The 17062-nt window shown below is 36.3% G+C and carries 13 protein-coding genes; 4 read left to right on the top strand and 9 right to left on the bottom strand.

Annotation, left to right across the window (positions count from 1 at the left end; translation table 11 throughout):
- Positions 1-80 precede the first annotated feature (80 nt).
- Positions 81-773: a GntR family transcriptional regulator gene (locus tag AC4BC5_RS00220; protein WP_490497573.1), complete on the top strand. Its 693-nt coding sequence runs from the start codon at positions 81-83 to the stop codon at positions 771-773.
- A 331-nt stretch (positions 774-1104) separates the two neighbouring features.
- Here AC4BC5_RS00220 and AC4BC5_RS00225 read toward each other — a convergent pair whose 3' ends face one another.
- On the bottom strand, positions 1105-1317 hold the full coding sequence (locus tag AC4BC5_RS00225) for a cysteine-rich KTR domain-containing protein (protein WP_490497574.1): 213 nt from the start codon (positions 1315-1317) through the stop codon (positions 1105-1107).
- Between the two features lie 251 nt (positions 1318-1568).
- Between AC4BC5_RS00225 and AC4BC5_RS00230 the strand changes: the two genes are divergently transcribed.
- Positions 1569-2783 carry an IS110 family RNA-guided transposase gene (locus AC4BC5_RS00230; protein WP_490496176.1) on the top strand — a complete coding sequence of 405 codons (1215 nt, stop codon included), beginning with the start codon at positions 1569-1571 and terminating at the stop codon, positions 2781-2783.
- 503 nt (positions 2784-3286) lie between these two features.
- Here the strand turns inward: AC4BC5_RS00230 and rlmD are convergent.
- From rlmD to AC4BC5_RS00270, 8 genes are all read right to left on the bottom strand, one after another.
- On the bottom strand, positions 3287-4654 hold the full coding sequence (gene rlmD / locus AC4BC5_RS00235; protein WP_490496177.1) for a 23S rRNA (uracil(1939)-C(5))-methyltransferase RlmD: 1368 nt from the start codon (positions 4652-4654) through the stop codon (positions 3287-3289).
- A 97-nt stretch (positions 4655-4751) separates the two neighbouring features.
- Positions 4752-5789: a diacylglycerol kinase gene (locus AC4BC5_RS00240; RefSeq protein ID WP_490496178.1), complete on the bottom strand. Its 1038-nt coding sequence runs from the start codon at positions 5787-5789 to the stop codon at positions 4752-4754.
- Between the two features lie 11 nt (positions 5790-5800).
- Positions 5801-7231 (bottom strand): Asp-tRNA(Asn)/Glu-tRNA(Gln) amidotransferase subunit GatB, encoded by a 1431-nt coding sequence (gatB, locus tag AC4BC5_RS00245; RefSeq protein WP_490496179.1) that lies wholly within the window; start codon positions 7229-7231, stop codon positions 5801-5803.
- Entirely contained in the window at positions 7231-8700 is a 1470-nt protein-coding gene (gatA, locus tag AC4BC5_RS00250; RefSeq protein ID WP_490496180.1) for an Asp-tRNA(Asn)/Glu-tRNA(Gln) amidotransferase subunit GatA, read from the bottom strand. Before gatA ends, gatB begins: the two co-directional genes overlap by 1 nt.
- Positions 8700-9005, bottom strand: coding sequence for an Asp-tRNA(Asn)/Glu-tRNA(Gln) amidotransferase subunit GatC (gatC, locus tag AC4BC5_RS00255; protein ID WP_490496181.1), 306 nt, complete (start codon positions 9003-9005; stop codon positions 8700-8702). The genes gatA and gatC overlap by 1 nt, the downstream gene beginning before the upstream one ends.
- Before the next feature lie 333 nt (positions 9006-9338).
- Entirely contained in the window at positions 9339-11363 is a 2025-nt protein-coding gene (ligA, locus tag AC4BC5_RS00260; RefSeq protein WP_490496182.1) for an NAD-dependent DNA ligase LigA, read from the bottom strand.
- 18 nt (positions 11364-11381) lie between these two features.
- Complete coding sequence (pcrA, locus tag AC4BC5_RS00265; RefSeq protein ID WP_490496183.1) at positions 11382-13640, bottom strand: DNA helicase PcrA; 2259 nt, start codon at positions 13638-13640, stop codon at positions 11382-11384.
- 133 nt (positions 13641-13773) lie between these two features.
- Positions 13774-15237, bottom strand: a complete 1464-nt coding sequence (locus AC4BC5_RS00270) for an alpha-amylase (protein ID WP_490496184.1) — start codon at positions 15235-15237, stop codon at positions 13774-13776.
- Between the two features lie 157 nt (positions 15238-15394).
- On the opposite strand from AC4BC5_RS00270, the gene AC4BC5_RS00275 reads away from it, so the two are divergent.
- Together AC4BC5_RS00275 and pfkB are read left to right on the top strand one after the other, a co-directional pair.
- Positions 15395-16150, top strand: coding sequence for a DeoR/GlpR family DNA-binding transcription regulator (locus tag AC4BC5_RS00275; protein WP_490496185.1), 756 nt, complete (start codon positions 15395-15397; stop codon positions 16148-16150).
- A complete protein-coding gene (gene pfkB / locus AC4BC5_RS00280) occupies positions 16147-17058 on the top strand; it encodes a 1-phosphofructokinase (RefSeq protein WP_490496186.1) in 912 nt (303 codons plus the stop codon). Before AC4BC5_RS00275 ends, pfkB begins: the two co-directional genes overlap by 4 nt.
- Positions 17059-17062 lie beyond the last annotated feature (4 nt).

Consider the following 17062-nt stretch of genomic DNA (forward strand, 5'->3'; position numbering starts at 1 on the left):
AAAATGGTATTATTTTACATAACGTTCGGATTTTTAAAAGTTAGGAGGGAACTATTATCCAAAAAGAAACAAAATCTCAAATTGCCTATGATTATATTTATTCTCTAATTTCGACTGGAACAATCCCGTGTGGTGGGAAACTCCCAAATGAAATAGAACTGGCTGATTCACTTGAAATGAGCCGGGTCACTATTCGTCGTGCTCTAGATCTTTTAAAAGAAGATGGCATTATAAAAGGAAAACGAGGACTTGGTAATTTTGTAATCAAAGATCTTGCAAACCCAAACCAAAGTGGATTGGAAAAACTTGAAAATCCCATCTATGGTAGCTTAAATTCTGAAATATCGAATGTTCAAATTGAATATTTGAAAGATACAGTAAACGAACATGACAATTCAACGATCCAGATTCAATCAAAGCAGGTTATGAGAATCAAGCGCTGGTATCAATCTGAAGAAAAAAATATAGTGGTCTGCCACTCAATTGTTGATCCAGAATTTATAGAAGCACGCCTCCCTTTTGATTCAGAAAAACATTTATTGGCATTTATGGAAGAATCCATCTACCTTTTCAGTCACATGGCTCACTACGAATTTCTTTTTGTTCACGTCCAAGAAGAAGAGTTCGAGAGACCATTTGAAAACTCAATAAAAAATCACTTCATTCTTCTTAGAGAGATTCTTTCAACGAATGATGGGATAAAAATTGCCGAAAATAAATTTTATATTCCTCTAACACAAGCAAGAGTTCAAGTTAACGTACACAAAAAATAAAAAATAGGTACTTCAAGAAAACCAACATTCCAAAAAATATAATTTGTCTCTTATGATTTTTTTACGATCTCCTCTTTAAGCGAACAGTGGCATACTTATCTGTAAAATTGCTCGTTTCTAAAACTTGTTAGAATTCTTATTCTGAAACTTTGATTTTCTGCACGTTCGAACCAATTTCTTAATCATTCAATCATTCCAAGGAGTTTTTTATTGCTAAAGCTACTTAATCCATGCTTATAAGCACGCGTTTTTTTGTTTCACATGCTTTGCGAGTGAAACAGATTAAAGCCATTAACAAAAAGGCCGATAAAATGAGAATGTTCATCTCAAATTATCGGCTCTGCGTCTTTGCGTCTGGCTCTTCAATTATCGTCAATTTCAATGACTCGACACTTATTAATGTTTCACGCTTACATTTCGGACATAACAAAGGAAAGTTCATTATTACGGTTTCTTTACATATTTTTAGTCGTGTTTTATTCCCGCAACGAGGACAGTTTAACCAGTATTTATTCCCATTTAAATCACTCCTCGTATAACAAATTTGTCAGTAATCACTGACAGGATATTCTTTAAATCATTTATTTGGTTTAAACTTGTAGTAAGCAGATAGAGGTCGTAGGCTCACTCCTTGAAGCATTGTCTTCCTTCGAAAGTCTGACGCCTCTTCTCTTGCGACAGTGTATGAATGAGCTAGATAGAACGTCGTTTCTGAATATCGAACGAGGCTATACCGTCCAAGAGTAGAGAGGATAACCACTATCTGAAATCCTTATTTGAAAGGTTTGGTTGCGTATGTTTTTTATGGGTATTGATATTGGTAAACGACATCATGAGATTGCGCTGTTAGACAATCAAGGGAAATTAATTGCTAAAACGTTGCGCATTGCCAATTCAAAACAAGGCAGTGAAAAGCTTTTACAATTTATCAACCAACATCAGTTACTTCCTGAAAACACATTAATTGGCATGGAAGCAACGGGACATTACTGGCTATCCCTTTACTCATTTCTTCATGGACTCTATTTTCAAGTAACAGCGTTCAACCCTATTCAATCTGACGTATTACGAGATTTCTATATTCGTAAGACTAAGACTGATACCGTTGATGCTGTGTTGATTGCGCAAGTGATTCGCTTGGATTTGCCTGATGCTACGAAGTTACCAAGTGAAGATATTTTTCAATTGAAGCAACTTGAACGTTTTCGCTACAGTTTAGTTGATCGAACATCTGAATTGAAAAATAAAGTGATTGCTTGTTTGGATCAAGTATTCCCTGAATATGACAAGCTTTTTTCCGATACCTTTGGTTGTTCTTCAACGCAAGTCTTGCTTCAATCGCCTTTGCCCGAAGACTTACTTCAAATTGATACATCCAAACTAATTGAACTTATCAACTCAGCTAGCGGAAAGCGTTTGGGTAAAGTTCGAGCGAAAACCAAAGCGACACAACTTAAGGAACTAGCTGCTACCTCTTTTGGCGTTTCAATCGCCACCGATGTCTTCAAATTGGAAATCCAATTGATGTTGGAACAAATTGCTTTATTAGAAAACCAGCTAAACAAGGTTGAAGCTGAAATGAGTACACTAGTCGACAAACAAAACAACTATTTGACCACTATTACCGGCATTGGTGAAGTTACCGCTGCTGTAATTATGGGCGAAGTTGGGGATATCCACCGCTTTGAACGTCCAAATCAATTACTTGCTTTTGCTGGTCTGGATGCATCTGTTCATCAATCAGGTGATTTCACTGGAACGAAAAATAAACTATCTAAGCGTGGCTCACCATATTTAAGACGTGCCATTTGGCAAGCTGCCTTTATTGCCTCTAACAAAGACCCCGCTCTGTCAATTTATTATCAGAAACTGCGAAATAGAGGCAAATCACATGGGACTGCGATTGGTGCAGTCGCTCGAAAGCTAGTGAATATTATTTTTGCCGTTTGGACACAAAACAAACCTTATGAAGTCCACCTCCCACAACAAGTTGAATTGAGCGAACCATAATTTTTAAAATTTGATTCATTTCAGCTTATTTTGTGCGCTCTTTTTTCTATCGCTGGCTTTACATATTTTTCGCAAGATTTTTCTTGACTAATTAATAGCTAGCTTTCGATTTGATAAGCGGTTGGTAGCCACTTATTAGTATATCGAAAGGAGTTTTTTATCGCTAAAGCTACTTCGTCCACGCCTATAAGTGTGCGTTTTTTTGTTTTACACGCTCTGCGAGTGAAACAGACTAAAGTCATTAACAAAAAAATCCAAACTAGAAGTTCTCACCTTCTGGTTTGGATTTACCTCAATCTAATTCATCAGTTCTTATTGACAAAGAGCCAATGAACGTCTTTCCATAATAAATCAAATTTCCTCTTCTTTTGTGTTCCCACTTACTAGATCCATAACTACCGACACATTAATGTCGTCTTGAATCTCCTTATTTCGTATTTTATCCCCCTCACCAGTGAAGACGATATGCTTATAAAACTGCCTAAAATTAAGGATTTCTAGATCTAGCGTCTTTGTAGCAACGTCACTGTCTCCACATGTGTTGTCTGTGGGAATAAATCAACAGGTTGCACTGTATCAGTTGCGTAACCTAATTCTGCAAAATAAGCTAAATCACGAGCCATCGTAGCTGGATTACAAGAGATATAAACAATTTTTTCTGGTTTCATATCACAGGTTGCTTGAATGAAAGTTTGCTCTAAGCCTTTACGTGGTGGATCTACAAAGATTACATTTGGTGCTATGTCCTCTTTTGCCCATTGTGGCATTATTTTTTCTGCACGTCCAACTAAATAAGTCGCATTATCAATATTGTTTAGTTTAGCATTATCACGTGCATCATCGACTGCTTCGCTAATTGTTTCCATTCCATATACATGATCTACTTTATCAGCAATAGACAAACCAATTGTACCAATTCCAGCATAAGCATCAATGACCACATCAGTTGTTTGCAAATCAGCTAACTCAATTGCTTTTTGATAAAGAACCTCGGTTTGTTTTGTATTCACTTGATAGAATGATTTAGCAGAAATGTGGAATTTTTTCCCTAACAACTCATCTTCAATATATCCTTTGCCAAATAAAACTTTTTCTTCTTTTCCTAAAATGACATTAGTTTTTTCTTCATTAACATTTTGGATAACTGAAACAACTTCTGGTAATTCATCATGAATTACTTGAGCAATTTCTTTTCCTTTAAAGAATTTAGCCTTACGAGTGACTAAGACCACCATCATTTCATGTGAATAATGACCACGACGAATAACAATATGTCGCATAAAGCCTTCGTTAAATTCTTCGTTATACGCTTTGATATTGAAGCGTTGTAAAATATTACGAACAGTAACAATCGCTGCATCGATAGCTGGGTCTTGAATAAAGAAATCTTCATTTGGAATTAATTGATGACTATTTTTACGGTAAAAACCTGTGGCCAATTGACCTTCGATTTTGCGAACTGGAATTTGTGCTTTATTCCGATAAGCAGATGGTGTTTCCATACCTAAAGTTGGTAAAACAGTAATTTCTGGCATTTTAGCAACTTTAGTTAAAACATTTTGGACTTGGTGTTGCTTAAATTCTAATTGCTTTTCATAACGTAAATGGCTTAATGGTGCAATTCCTGTCCGCAACAAGTCTTCATTTGCCACTGTTTGACGATCTGGACTAGCTTTTAAAATTTCTACTACTTTACCAAAACCAAATTTATTGCCAACTTTTAAAATTTTTACTCGTACTTCTTCTTCCGGTAAAGCATTTTCAATAAAAATGGGATAACCATCAACTTTGGCAATGCCCATTCCTTCATGTGATAAGTCGACAATTGTTGCTTCAATTTGTTGGTTTTTTGTTACTGGATATTGTTTCATTCTTTTTCTCCTTAATGTTTAAGCTTTTCTACACTTACTAACAACCCTAAAAAACTAGAACATTCTCAAAAACGTTCTAGTTTTAAAGTTAAATAATTTATTCTTTTTCATCTGCAATGCGACCATCACCATCAATATCTTCGTCATTCAAACGTTCTACTTCAAGAATTAATTCTTTACTAATCACATCAAATGGATCAATTGCACCTGTGACAGAATCGTCTGGGATTTGATCAACGTTAGCATAAAATTCAATATGCTGATGAAGATTTTCGAAACGCATTGGGGCATCGCCACCATACTCACCGTCCAAATTAATCATTAGTCGTTCATTTGCATCAGATGTTGAAACTTCTAAATGCGATGTCTTGGTATAGATAATTCGTGGATCATTGACATGTTTTCCTTTATTCAACATTAAACCCACTAGATGAACAATTTCAAAAATATTTGCTGTTTTAACAATAATTAATGAGAATTTTCCATCATCTAATTTTGCATCTGGAACAATTTGTTCAAAACCACCAACAGAATTCGTTAAGCCCAGGAAGAACATAGAGGCATTTCCATTGTATTCTCCTGTATCGTATTTAAAATGCATATTTATTGGTTTGATGCGTGGTAACAGTTCTGCACCCTTAGCTAAATATGCCAAATAGCCAAAAATACTCTTTAACTCTGAAGGAACGTCATAAGTCAGTTCAGTCAAATGACCACCAGCTGCAATATTAATAAAATACGAGCTTGGTGTTTTTCCAATATCCATTTTAACTGTTTGTTTTTTCAAAATGACTTCTGTTGCAGCTTTGATATTATCTCGCGGTATCTTTAATGCTCGGGCATAATCATTCGTTGTTCCACCAGGAATAATCGCCATTTTAGGACGTTTTTCCAATGGAGCAATACCATTAACGACTTCGTTAATGGTACCATCTCCTCCAGCAGCAACAACGAGATCAAAGCCAGCTTCTCCAGCTCTTCTTGCTTCATCTCTAGCAGAAAATGGAGTGGGGGTTGTTGCAAATGCACTTGCCTCATAACCAGCTTTTTCTAAAACATCTAATATATCTGCTAGACTTTTTTTCACCAATTCTTTTCCTGAAGTGGGGTTATAAATGACGCGTGCTCTTTTCATAACATTCCCTCTTATCGTTTTGCTAATTCTTCTTGTAACAGTTTATTAACCACACCTGGGTTGGCTTGCCCTTTAGTTGCTTTCATAATTTGACCAACTAAGAAACCAACTGCACGATCTTTTCCATTTTTAAAGTCATCAACAGATTGTTGATTATTATCTAATACTTCGTTAATGATTGGTAGTAATTGTGCAGGATCTGATAGTTGAACTAAACCTTTTGCTTTAACAACTTCTTTTGCATCGCCACCATTTGTAATCAGTTCACGGAAGACTTTCTTCGCAATTTTAGAACTAATTGTTCCATCTGCAACTAAGGTAATCATCCCCGCTAAATTACTTGGTGTTAGTTTTGTTTCAGCTAATTCTAGTTTTTCACTATTTAAGTACGCGGATACTTCACCCATTAACCAGTTTGATGCTTGTTTCGCATCTGCCCCAGCTGCAACCGCTTGGTCGAAGAAGTCAGACATTTCTTTGGTTAATGTCAAGACCATAGCATCATACTCTGGTAAACCTAAATCGTTCATATAACGAGCGCGACGAGATTGTGGCATCTCTGGTAATGTTTCGCGTACACGTTCAATCCATTCATCATCAATCGCAAAACGCGGAATATCCGGCTCTGGGAAGTAACGATAATCTGAAGATCCTTCTTTCACACGCATCAACGCTGTTTTATTGGTTGTTTCATCAAAACGACGTGTTTCTTGTTGAATTTCACCGCCTGAAAGTAAAACCTTTGCTTGGCGTTTTTCTTCAAAAGCTAGTCCTTTTTTAACAAAGTTCATTGAGTTTAAGTTTTTCAACTCTGTTTTTGTTCCAAACTCTTCTTGACCGTAAGGACGTAAAGAAATATTCGCATCACAGCGCATTGACCCTTCTTCCATCTTCACATCAGAAACTTCTGTAAATAAGATGATAGAACGTAATGCTTCTAAATATGCATAGGCTTCTTCTGGAGAACGCATATCTGCTTCAGAAACGATTTCAATTAGTGGTGTTCCTTGACGGTTTAAATCAACATGAGAATAACCACCAATTCCGTGCATATTTTTACCCGCATCTTCTTCTAAATGAACGCGTTCAATGCGGATTTTTTTCTTTTTACCTTCCACTTCAATTTCAATCCAACCGTCATGTCCAATTGGTTGATCAAATTGAGAAATTTGGTAAGCTTTTGGATTATCTGGATAGAAGTAGTTTTTGCGGTCAAAATGTGTATCTTTTGAAATTTCACAATTCAATGCAAGAGCTGCTTTCATCCCAAATTCTAAAGCAGTTTTATTCATCACAGGCAACACACCTGGGTAACCCCAGTCAATGATGTGTGTATTGCTATTTGGTTCTGCTCCAAAATGTGCTGGAGCAGGAGAGAAAATTTTCGAGTTTGTTTTTAATTCTACGTGGACTTCAAGCCCAATGACTGTTTCGAAGTTCATTAGCTATTTCCTCCTAAAATCACTGGTTTTTTTGTATGGAAATCAGTTGCTTGCTCAAACGCATATGCAGCTTTGTACATCGTATTTTCATCAAAATGTTTACCGATTAATTGTAAGCCAATTGGTAAGCCTTCTGAGAAACCTGCTGGCAATGACATTCCCGGTAAACCAGCTAAGTTTACTGGAATCGTTAAAATATCACTCATATACATTTTAATTGGATCATTAATATTTTCACCAATACCATACGCAACGTTTGGTGACGATGGTCCCATGATTAAATCATAATCAGCAAAGACTTTATCGAAGTCTTGTTTAATTAACGTACGGACTTGGCCAGCTTTTTTGAAGTAAGCATCATAATAACCCGCACTTAGTGAGAATGTTCCTAACATAATACGACGTTTTACTTCTGTACCAAACCCTTCACTACGAGAGTTTACATAAACATCATCTAAACTATTCACATTTTCTGAACGATAGCCATAACGAATACCATCAAAACGTTGTAAGTTTGAACTAGCTTCTGAAGAGGCAATAATATAATATACGGCTACACCATATTTTGAATGTGGCAAGCTGACTTCTTCAACAGTTGCTCCTAACGCACGGAACGTCTCTGCGGCTTTAAGGATGGCTGCTTTCACATCAGCATCGACTCCTTCACCCAAATATTCTTTTGGTAAAGCAATTTTCATGCCTTTAATATCGCCTGTTAAGCCAGCTGTAAAATCAGGAACGCTAACACCTGCTGAAGTTCCATCTTTTGGATCATAACCACTAATAGCGTTCAATGCTAAGGCGTTATCTTTAACATTGCGAGTCAACGGGCCAATTTGATCTAGCGAAGATGCAAAAGCGATTAAACCAAAACGTGAAACACGACCATATGTTGGTTTCATTCCAACAATCCCATTAAATGAAGCTGGTTGGCGAATTGAACCACCTGTATCTGTTCCTAGAGCAACAGGAACTTGACCAGAAGCAACAGCGGCTGCTGAACCACCAGATGATCCACCAGGTACTTTTGTATGATCCCATGCATTTTTAGTTTTCTTGAAGTGAGAAGTTTCTGAACTTCCGCCCATTGCAAATTCGTCCATGTTTAATTTACCAACAGGAATCATATCAGCTTGATAGACTTTATCCATAACAGTTGCATCATAGATTGGATCGAAGTTATAAAGCATTTTTGATGCAGCAGTTGTTAAGATGTCACGAGTCACAATATTATCTTTAATACCAATTGGAATACCTGATAAAACAGCTTCTTCTGATACACCTTTCAAATCAATTGCTTTAGCTAATTCTAGTGCTTTTTCTTCACTAATTGTAATAAATGATTCAACTTGAGGTTCTGTTTCTTTGATACGTTCTAATGTTGCTTGAGTTAGGTCAGTTGCAGTAATTTCTTTAGAAACCAATAGAGAATGCAATTCTTCTAGACTTTTATCGTATAATTTTGTCATTATGCTCCTGCCTCCCCATTATCAATAATTGCAGGTACTTTAATAAAGCCATTTTCTGATTCGGGAACATTGCGCATTAATTCATCGCGATTCCAGCCTTCAACTGCTTCATCTTTTCTTAATACATTGATTGTATCTACAACATTTGAAGTAAATGGTACACCTTCTGTATCCACTTCTCCTAACGTTTCCACCATATCAATAATTTTTCCTAATTGTACGGTAAAGTCTTGTAGCTCATCATCTGAAAAAGATAATTTTGCTAACTTGGCAACATGCTTTACTTGTTCTTCACTAATCGCCATAATGTCCTCCTTTTAGTTTTCATGCTTTGATTTAGCATTTTGTTTTCACTGTATTGTATCACTTTATTGAAAATCAATAAATAACTATCATGAATGTTTTCTGTTTAATTGAAAACATATAAAATAATTACTTTGTTTAGACTTCCAGCAAAAATAGTTGAACTTTCCTCAATGAATCTGCCTAGTTCCATTGAGGAAAGTTATTTCTTTGGTTAACTCTATAATTATTCTCTTATTAATAATATTGGGAATCTATCTAAATTGTCAATATTTGGCACTTATCATTAAAACAATTTTTTAAGTTATGGCATTTAACTATTAATTTCCCTGCTTTTATTCTTCACTTGCATAACTACCTTCAATCGCCTCAATCATTTGCGCTTCATTCCAAACGGTGACACCTAAACTTTCAGCTTTTGTTAATTTACTACCAGCTTCTTCTCCCGCAACAACGATATCCGTTTTTTTGGAAACACTTCCCGTAACTTTACCGCCAAGATTCTCAATCTTTTCTTTGGCATCTTGACGTGTATAAGTCGTTAATTTCCCTGTTAAAACGACTGTTTTATCTTTAAAAAGGGATTCTACTCCTGCTATTTGATTCATCGTTCGTCCTAAATAATTAAAATTAACTCCTGCAGCTGCTAATTCGTCCAGTAATTCATGAACTTCATTATTTTCAAAATATGTCACTATACTGTCAGCAATGGTCGTTCCCATACTATGCAAGTTTAAAATTTCTTCATCAGTTGCTTGACTTAGCTTTCGAATATCTTCAAAATGCTCCATTAAAATCTTGGCAGCTTTAGCTCCGACATGTCGGATACCTAAGCCAAAAACCAGACGCTCAGCTGAATTGGTCTTACTTGCTTCAATTGCAGATAAAATATTATTGGCTGATTTCTCTTTGATTTTATCTAAGGTTAATAAGTCTTCTTCCTTTAAAAAATACAGATCCGCTACATCTTTCACTAATTCTTTGTCATACATCTGTGCCAAGACACGAGGGCCTAGTCCTTCAATATTCATCGCATTCCGCGAAACAAAGTGGCTTAGACCTTCTTTGATTTGTGCTGGACATTTAGGATTAATACAACGCAATGCTACCTCTTCGTCTAAATGAATTAATTCACTGTCGCAAATCGGACAATGAGTTGGCATTTCATAAGGCGCACTATCTACAGCACGTTTATCCAAAACAACTTGGGCAACTTCAGGAATAATATCACCCGCTTTGTAAATAATCACGGTATCGCGTAAACGAATATCTTTCATTTCAATGTAATCACTATTGTGCAAGCTTGCTCGACTAACAGTTGTCCCCGCTACACGAACAGGTGTCATCACCGCAGTCGGTGTCACAACACCTGTTCGGCCAATTGTCCACTCAATATCTTCAATAATCGTTTGCGCTTCTTCGGGTGGAAATTTATAAGCAGCCGCCCAGCGAGGTGCTTTGACAGTAAAACCTAATTCTTCTTGTAAATGGAAGTCATTGACTTTAATAACCACGCCATCTATTTCATAAGGTAGTTTAGTTCGACGTTCGTGAAGCTCTTCAATATACGCCCAAACTTCAGCAATTGTTTGACATAATCGACTCTCTGTATTAATACGAAATCCCAGTTGATCTAATTCTGCTAGCATGTCATGTTGGGTTTCTGCTTCCAGTGGTGCAACATCGGCTACAGCATATAAGAAAGTACTTAAATTTCGCTTGGCTGTTACACTGGAATCCAATTGACGCAAGCTACCTGCAGCAGCATTACGTGGATTGGCAAAAATATCTAAACCTGCTTCTTCACGTTCTTGATTCAAACGTAAAAAAGACGCTTTAGGCATGTAACATTCACCACGAACTTCAATCGTAATTGGTTCACGCAAAGTCATTGGAATAGATTTCACTGTTTTTAAATTTTCCGTAATATTCTCTCCGACACTACCATCTCCACGAGTAGCACCACGAATAAATTTGCCATCTTCATAACGCAAGGAAATAGACAAACCATCTATTTTCAATTCACATGTATAAGTAACAGGATGACCTACAGCTTTTTGAACGCGTTGATCAAAGGCTAAAATTTCTTCTTTGCTAAACACATCATTTAAACTATACAACGGAATATCATGAGCCGCTTTTTCAAAACCTTCTAAAACAACTCCACCTACACGTTGCGTTGGTGAATCATCTGTAACTAGTTCAGGATATTGTGTCTCTAATTCAACTAGTTCCCGATAAAGCGTATCATACAGATTATCTTCGACAGATGGTTGGTCTTTGACATAATATTCATACGCATATTGATTTAATTGTGTTTTTAATGTTTCAATTCTTTGCGCAACTAAAGACTCTGCCATTTAATTGTGCTCCTTTACTTATAATTTTTCGATTGGGGCAAAAGCTGCGAGTAGACGTTTCACACCTTGTTGGGCAAATGCAACATCTAACTCCATATCTTTAGCAGTTCCACTGACTCGTACAACTGTTCCAACGCCCCATTTTTTATGGCTGACTTTATCGCCAGCCTTCCAATTTCCAGCATCGCCTCCTGTTTCTCTTTTGGTAGAAACAGCAGGTTTAGTTGGTTGTGCTTGTTGGTAAGTAGGTTTAAACACTTTCGGATTAAATGTACCTCGAGCCCCTTTTGTTTGAATAGGTTGCGCTGATCTAGCACTAGTAGCTTCTACTAAATCAGATTCAATCTCTGCTACAAAACGTGAAGGCTGATTGTATTGGGTACGGCCATATAACGTACGTGAGAATGCATTAGTGAAGTATAATTTTTCTTCTGCCCGAGTAATTCCCACATAAGCCAAACGTCGTTCTTCTTCTAATTCACTTTCTTCCATTAATGAACGAGAAAGTGGAAATAAATTTTCTTCCATGCCAACTAAAAATACCACTGGAAATTCTAGTCCCTTAGCTGCATGTAAGGTCATTAAAGTTACTTGCGTTGTTTCTTCTGCATAGTTATCTAAATCTGAAAATAGTGCTAAATCATTTAAGAAAATAGACAATTTATCTTCAGGGGCATCGCCTTCTTCTTCAGAACGATTTTCATACTGTTTATCGAATTCTTTAGTAACTGTTAAAAATTCTTCCAAGTTTTCTAAGCGTGCTTGTGACTCTAATGTATTTTGAATACGTAATTCGTCTTTATAGCCACTTTTTCCTAAAACTTCTTCGGTCAATTCGGTAATTGTTAAATATGGAATCATTTGATGAAATTCTGCCATGATTTGGCCAAATTTTCCAAGTTCTTTGGCTGCCTTACCAGTAACATTACTCAATTCAATATTTTGAGCGGCTTCCAATAATGGAAATCCATGTAATTCTGCAAATTGACGCAATTTATCTAAAGAACCTGGTCCAACACCTCGTTTTGGCACATTAATAATTCGCTCTAAGCTAAGTGAATCATCAGGATTGGCAATCGCACTTAAATACGCTAAGATGTCTTTAATTTCTTTCCGCTCGTAGAATTTATGTCCTCCTACCATAGTATACGGAATATTTGATTTGACCAAAATGTCCTCGACAGCACGTGATTGCGCATTCGTACGATAAAGGACTGCAAAATCTCCATAATCACGCCCTTCATCGGCAATTTGATTTTGAATTTCACGCACAATAAACTGGCCTTCATCGCGTTCAGTTTGGCCACGATAATATTTGATACGCGGGCCTTCTTGATTTTCTGTCCATAAATTTTTATCGCGACGATTGCGATTATTTTGAATAACTTGGTTCGCCGCTTCTAAAATTGTTTTTGTTGAACGATAATTTTGTTCTAACAAAATGACAGCTGCTTCTGGATAGTCCTTTTCAAAATCCAAAATATTTTGCATATCGGCGCCACGCCAACCATAAATACTTTGATCAGCATCCCCAACAACACATAAATTTTTAAAACGAGCTGCCAACATATTGACTAGTGTATATTGTGCATGGTTGGTATCTTGGTATTCATCTACATGAATATATTGAAATTTATTTTGATAAAATGCTAAGGCTTCTGAATTTTCTCTAAATAAACGAATCGTATTCATAATTAAATCATCAAAATCCATACATTGATTTTGACGTAATTCTTTTTGGTAGATTTCATAACAGCGACCAACAATCTGCTCAAAAAAATCACCCTGTAAATCTCGGTAGTCAGCGGGTGTTTGTAACGCATTTTTTGCATTCGAGATTGCACCTAAAATTGAACGCGGATCATATTTCTTCGGATCAATATTTAACTCTTTCAGCACTCGTTTCATCAATGTAAGCTGTTCAGATGAATCAATAATAGTGAAATTTCGTGAGTAACCAATATGATCAACATCCCGTCGTAAAATCCGAACACACATCGAGTGAAATGTAGATACCCAGACATCTTCGCCTTCCATACCTAATAAGTCTTTCACACGTTCTTTCATTTCTTTGGCCGCTTTATTGGTAAAGGTAATGGCTAAAATATTCCAAGGATTGATTCCTTTTTCTTCAATTAGATACGCAATGCGATGAGTTAATACACGCGTCTTTCCACTTCCGGCACCAGCCATTAATAAGAGCGGTCCTTCTGTGTAGACTACCGCTTCTTTTTGTTTGGGATTCATTCCATTTAATAGTCTTTCTTTGGATGACATTCGACAAACATCCTTTCTTTATCAATCCTCTCAATTATAGCATTATCCATCATTTCATAAAACCGAACAACCTGATTTACCAGAAAATTTACAAAAAAACTGACTACTTCTTTCAAAAATAGTCAGTTTGTATTTATTGCCATTGTTTGGCAACATCTTCTTGCACATAGACAGAAACTTGTCCATCGTTTACAGGAAAGACACCTTTTCCAGTTTTATCAAGAACAACTTTTGCTTCATTATTTCCTAAGATATCAACAAAGGTTTTATCACGATGAATAGCACTAACAGTCATTTCTTTTTCACTGCCTTTACCATTAGTCATAACAACAGCTATCCCTGAGTCTGAATCTTCGAAGTCACCAGTTAACACCCAACCAATACAGTCTGGATTATCGAAATAATCAATTTGATTTCCAAAATCTGTTTCATTCCGCAATTTTAGTAAGGCCTGTAAATCATCCCCTACTGGTTGAATATCTTGTGCAGGAATTCCGTATAAATCCCCCCAGAAAACAACAGGTATTCCCTGTTTACGAAGAAGCGTTAAAGTATACGCATGAACTTTAAACCAACCATCAATCCATGATTCCAAGCTTTGACCTTTTTGCGTATCATGATTATCAACAAACGTTACTGCAAAGTCTTCACGAGAATCAACAAGTGTATGATTAAAAATTTGCGTCATATCAAACTCACCATTGGAATTTGCTGCTTCAAAAAAATTAAAATGCAATGGTACATCAAACAAGTAAATCAAATTCCCTGATGAATCAAGATATGTTTCCAATTTTTCTAAATCATTCGACCAGTATTCACCAACGACAAAAATACTGTTTCCTTTCTCTTCGCGTCGATTGATTAACCAATCAACATAATAATCAAATTGTATATGTTTCACGGCATCTAAGCGATAACCATCCACATTAGTTAGTTCTTGATACCATTTCCCCCACCTATCCAACTGTTCAACAGTCTCAGGATTTTCCATATCTAAGTCGCAACCCATTAAGTAATCAAAATTACCATCTTCTTTATCGACCGCTTCATCCCATCCTTTATCGGCAAAATTAAAAATAGCATGTTCTTTTGTCCGTGCATCGTAATCAACACCTGAAAAATTCTTCCACGTCCAGACATAATCATTATATTTACCTTTTCGACCAGGATAAGTAAATTTTGTCCAGGCTTCAATTTCTTCTTCAGCACTGACCGCTTTTGTCCGATCATCTGCACTGTATTGAACAGCTGGAACGGTCTCTGTTTCATCAGCACCCATCAAATGATTAAAAACAATATCTGCATACACTTCTAATTCATTTTCATGCAAAGCTTGAATTGCTTGAAGATATTCCTCTTTAGTCCCGTATTTGGTAGGAATAGTTCCTTTTTGATTAAATTCACCTAAATCGTAATGATCATAAACACCATAGCCTACATCTTCAATTCCTGATGATGCTTTGTAAGCTGGTGGTAACCACACAGCTGTAAAACCTAAATCATGAAGCTCTTTTGCTTTTTTTTGAATTGTTTGCCAATGTGTCGCATCGCCAGGTAAATCCCATTCGAAACCTTGTAAAATTGTTTTATTTTTCATATGATGACCTCCCATATCTTCATTAAGCAAATTTTCTTTTTATTTGTCAAATAATTGCTTGTTTGGAAGAAATGATTTATTTTGACTGGTTTCTACTGTTTTTGATTGATTTAAGCAAATAGGCATGTTAAAATACTCGATGAAGAGGTGATTGAAAATGCTTACAGAAGAGAGATATCAACATATCTTATCAAAAGTGGAAGAAAATGACATCATTACGATTAATGAACTTCTGCTACCGTTAAAAGCATCGGAATCTACCATTCGTCGAGATTTACAAAATCTGGAAAACCAAGGATTGCTCACTCGTATCCATGGCGGTGCCAAAAAACGACCACGGTTGAATTTCGAAGCCACAATGAATGAGAAACAGCAACAGTTTCATGCTGAGAAGGTTGCTATCGCAAAAGCGGCAGCGAACTTAATTACTAGAGAAGACGTTATTTACTTGGATGCTGGCACAACAACAATTGAAATGATTCCATTTATTCCAAATGATTTATCCATTAAGGTTGTGACCAATTCAGTGAAACACGCTTCCCTTTTAGTTGATCGAGAAATCGAAACAATTATCCTCGGCGGTGCAATCAAACTTTCTACAAATGCGACACTAGGATATGAAACCGTGCGTCAATTGAAGCAGTTTCATTTTAGCAAAGCCTTTATGGGAATGAATGGTGCACATCTAGAAGCTGGTTTTACAACTCCTGATCCAGAAGAGGCCGTCGTTAAGAAAATTGCTATGTCACAAAGTCAAACTGCTTTTGTTTTGTTGGATTGTTACAAATTTCAACAAACAACCTTTACTCAAGTTGCACCATTAAAAGCAGCAGAAATTATTACAAATAAATGTTCAAAAGATATTTATCGTAAATTTCAACTGCAAACTAAAATTATGGAGGTAAAATCATGATCTACACAATGACTTTAAACCCTTCGATTGATTACATCGTTCATGTGAAGGATTTAAAAATGGGTGATGTCAATCGTATGTCACAAGACTTCAAACTTCCTGGTGGAAAAGGAATCAACGTTTCTCGCATCTTACAGAGAATCGATTCAACTTCTACTGCTCTAGGATTTTTAGGAGGATTTACTGGTTCTTTCATTGAAAGCTGGTTAAAAGAAGAAGGCGTTGATTGTCAATTCACACCTGTTAAAGAAGATACACGAATTAACGTCAAACTAAAGGCAGAAGAAGAAACAGAAATTAATGGATTAGGTCCCGCACTTTCTGACGAAGAAATCCAAAACTTGAAAGACGCTCTTTCAATCGTCTCTTCTGGCGATATTGTTGTTCTTTCAGGAAGCACTCCAGCAGGCTTGCGCAAAGGTTTCTATCAAGAATTAATTCAATTAATTGAAGAAAAAGGCGCAGAATTTGTAATTGACACGACTGGTGATGATTTATTACAAGCGTTAACTCACCATCCATTATTAGTAAAACCTAATAATCATGAATTAGCTGATTTATATCACACAACGTTCGAGTCAATTGATGATATTATCGAACATGGAAAAAAATTATTAGCAGAAGGCGCAAAAAATGTTTTAATTTCAATGGCTGGCGATGGTGCTCTTTTGATTACAGAAGATGGTACTTATCAATCAAATGTTTTAAAACGTGAATTGAAAAATTCTGTAGGCGCTGGTGATTCCATGATTGCAGGTTTTATCGGACAATATGCAAAAACACAAGATTCAGTTGAGGCATTCAAATGGGGTGTTGCTTGTGGTAGTGCCACTGCTTTTTCTGACGACTTAGCTGAAGCTGCCTTTATTCAGGAACTACTTCCAGAAGTAGAAATCACAAAATTATAGGAGG

This window comes from Enterococcus sp. AMC2644 (genome assembly GCF_058216475.1).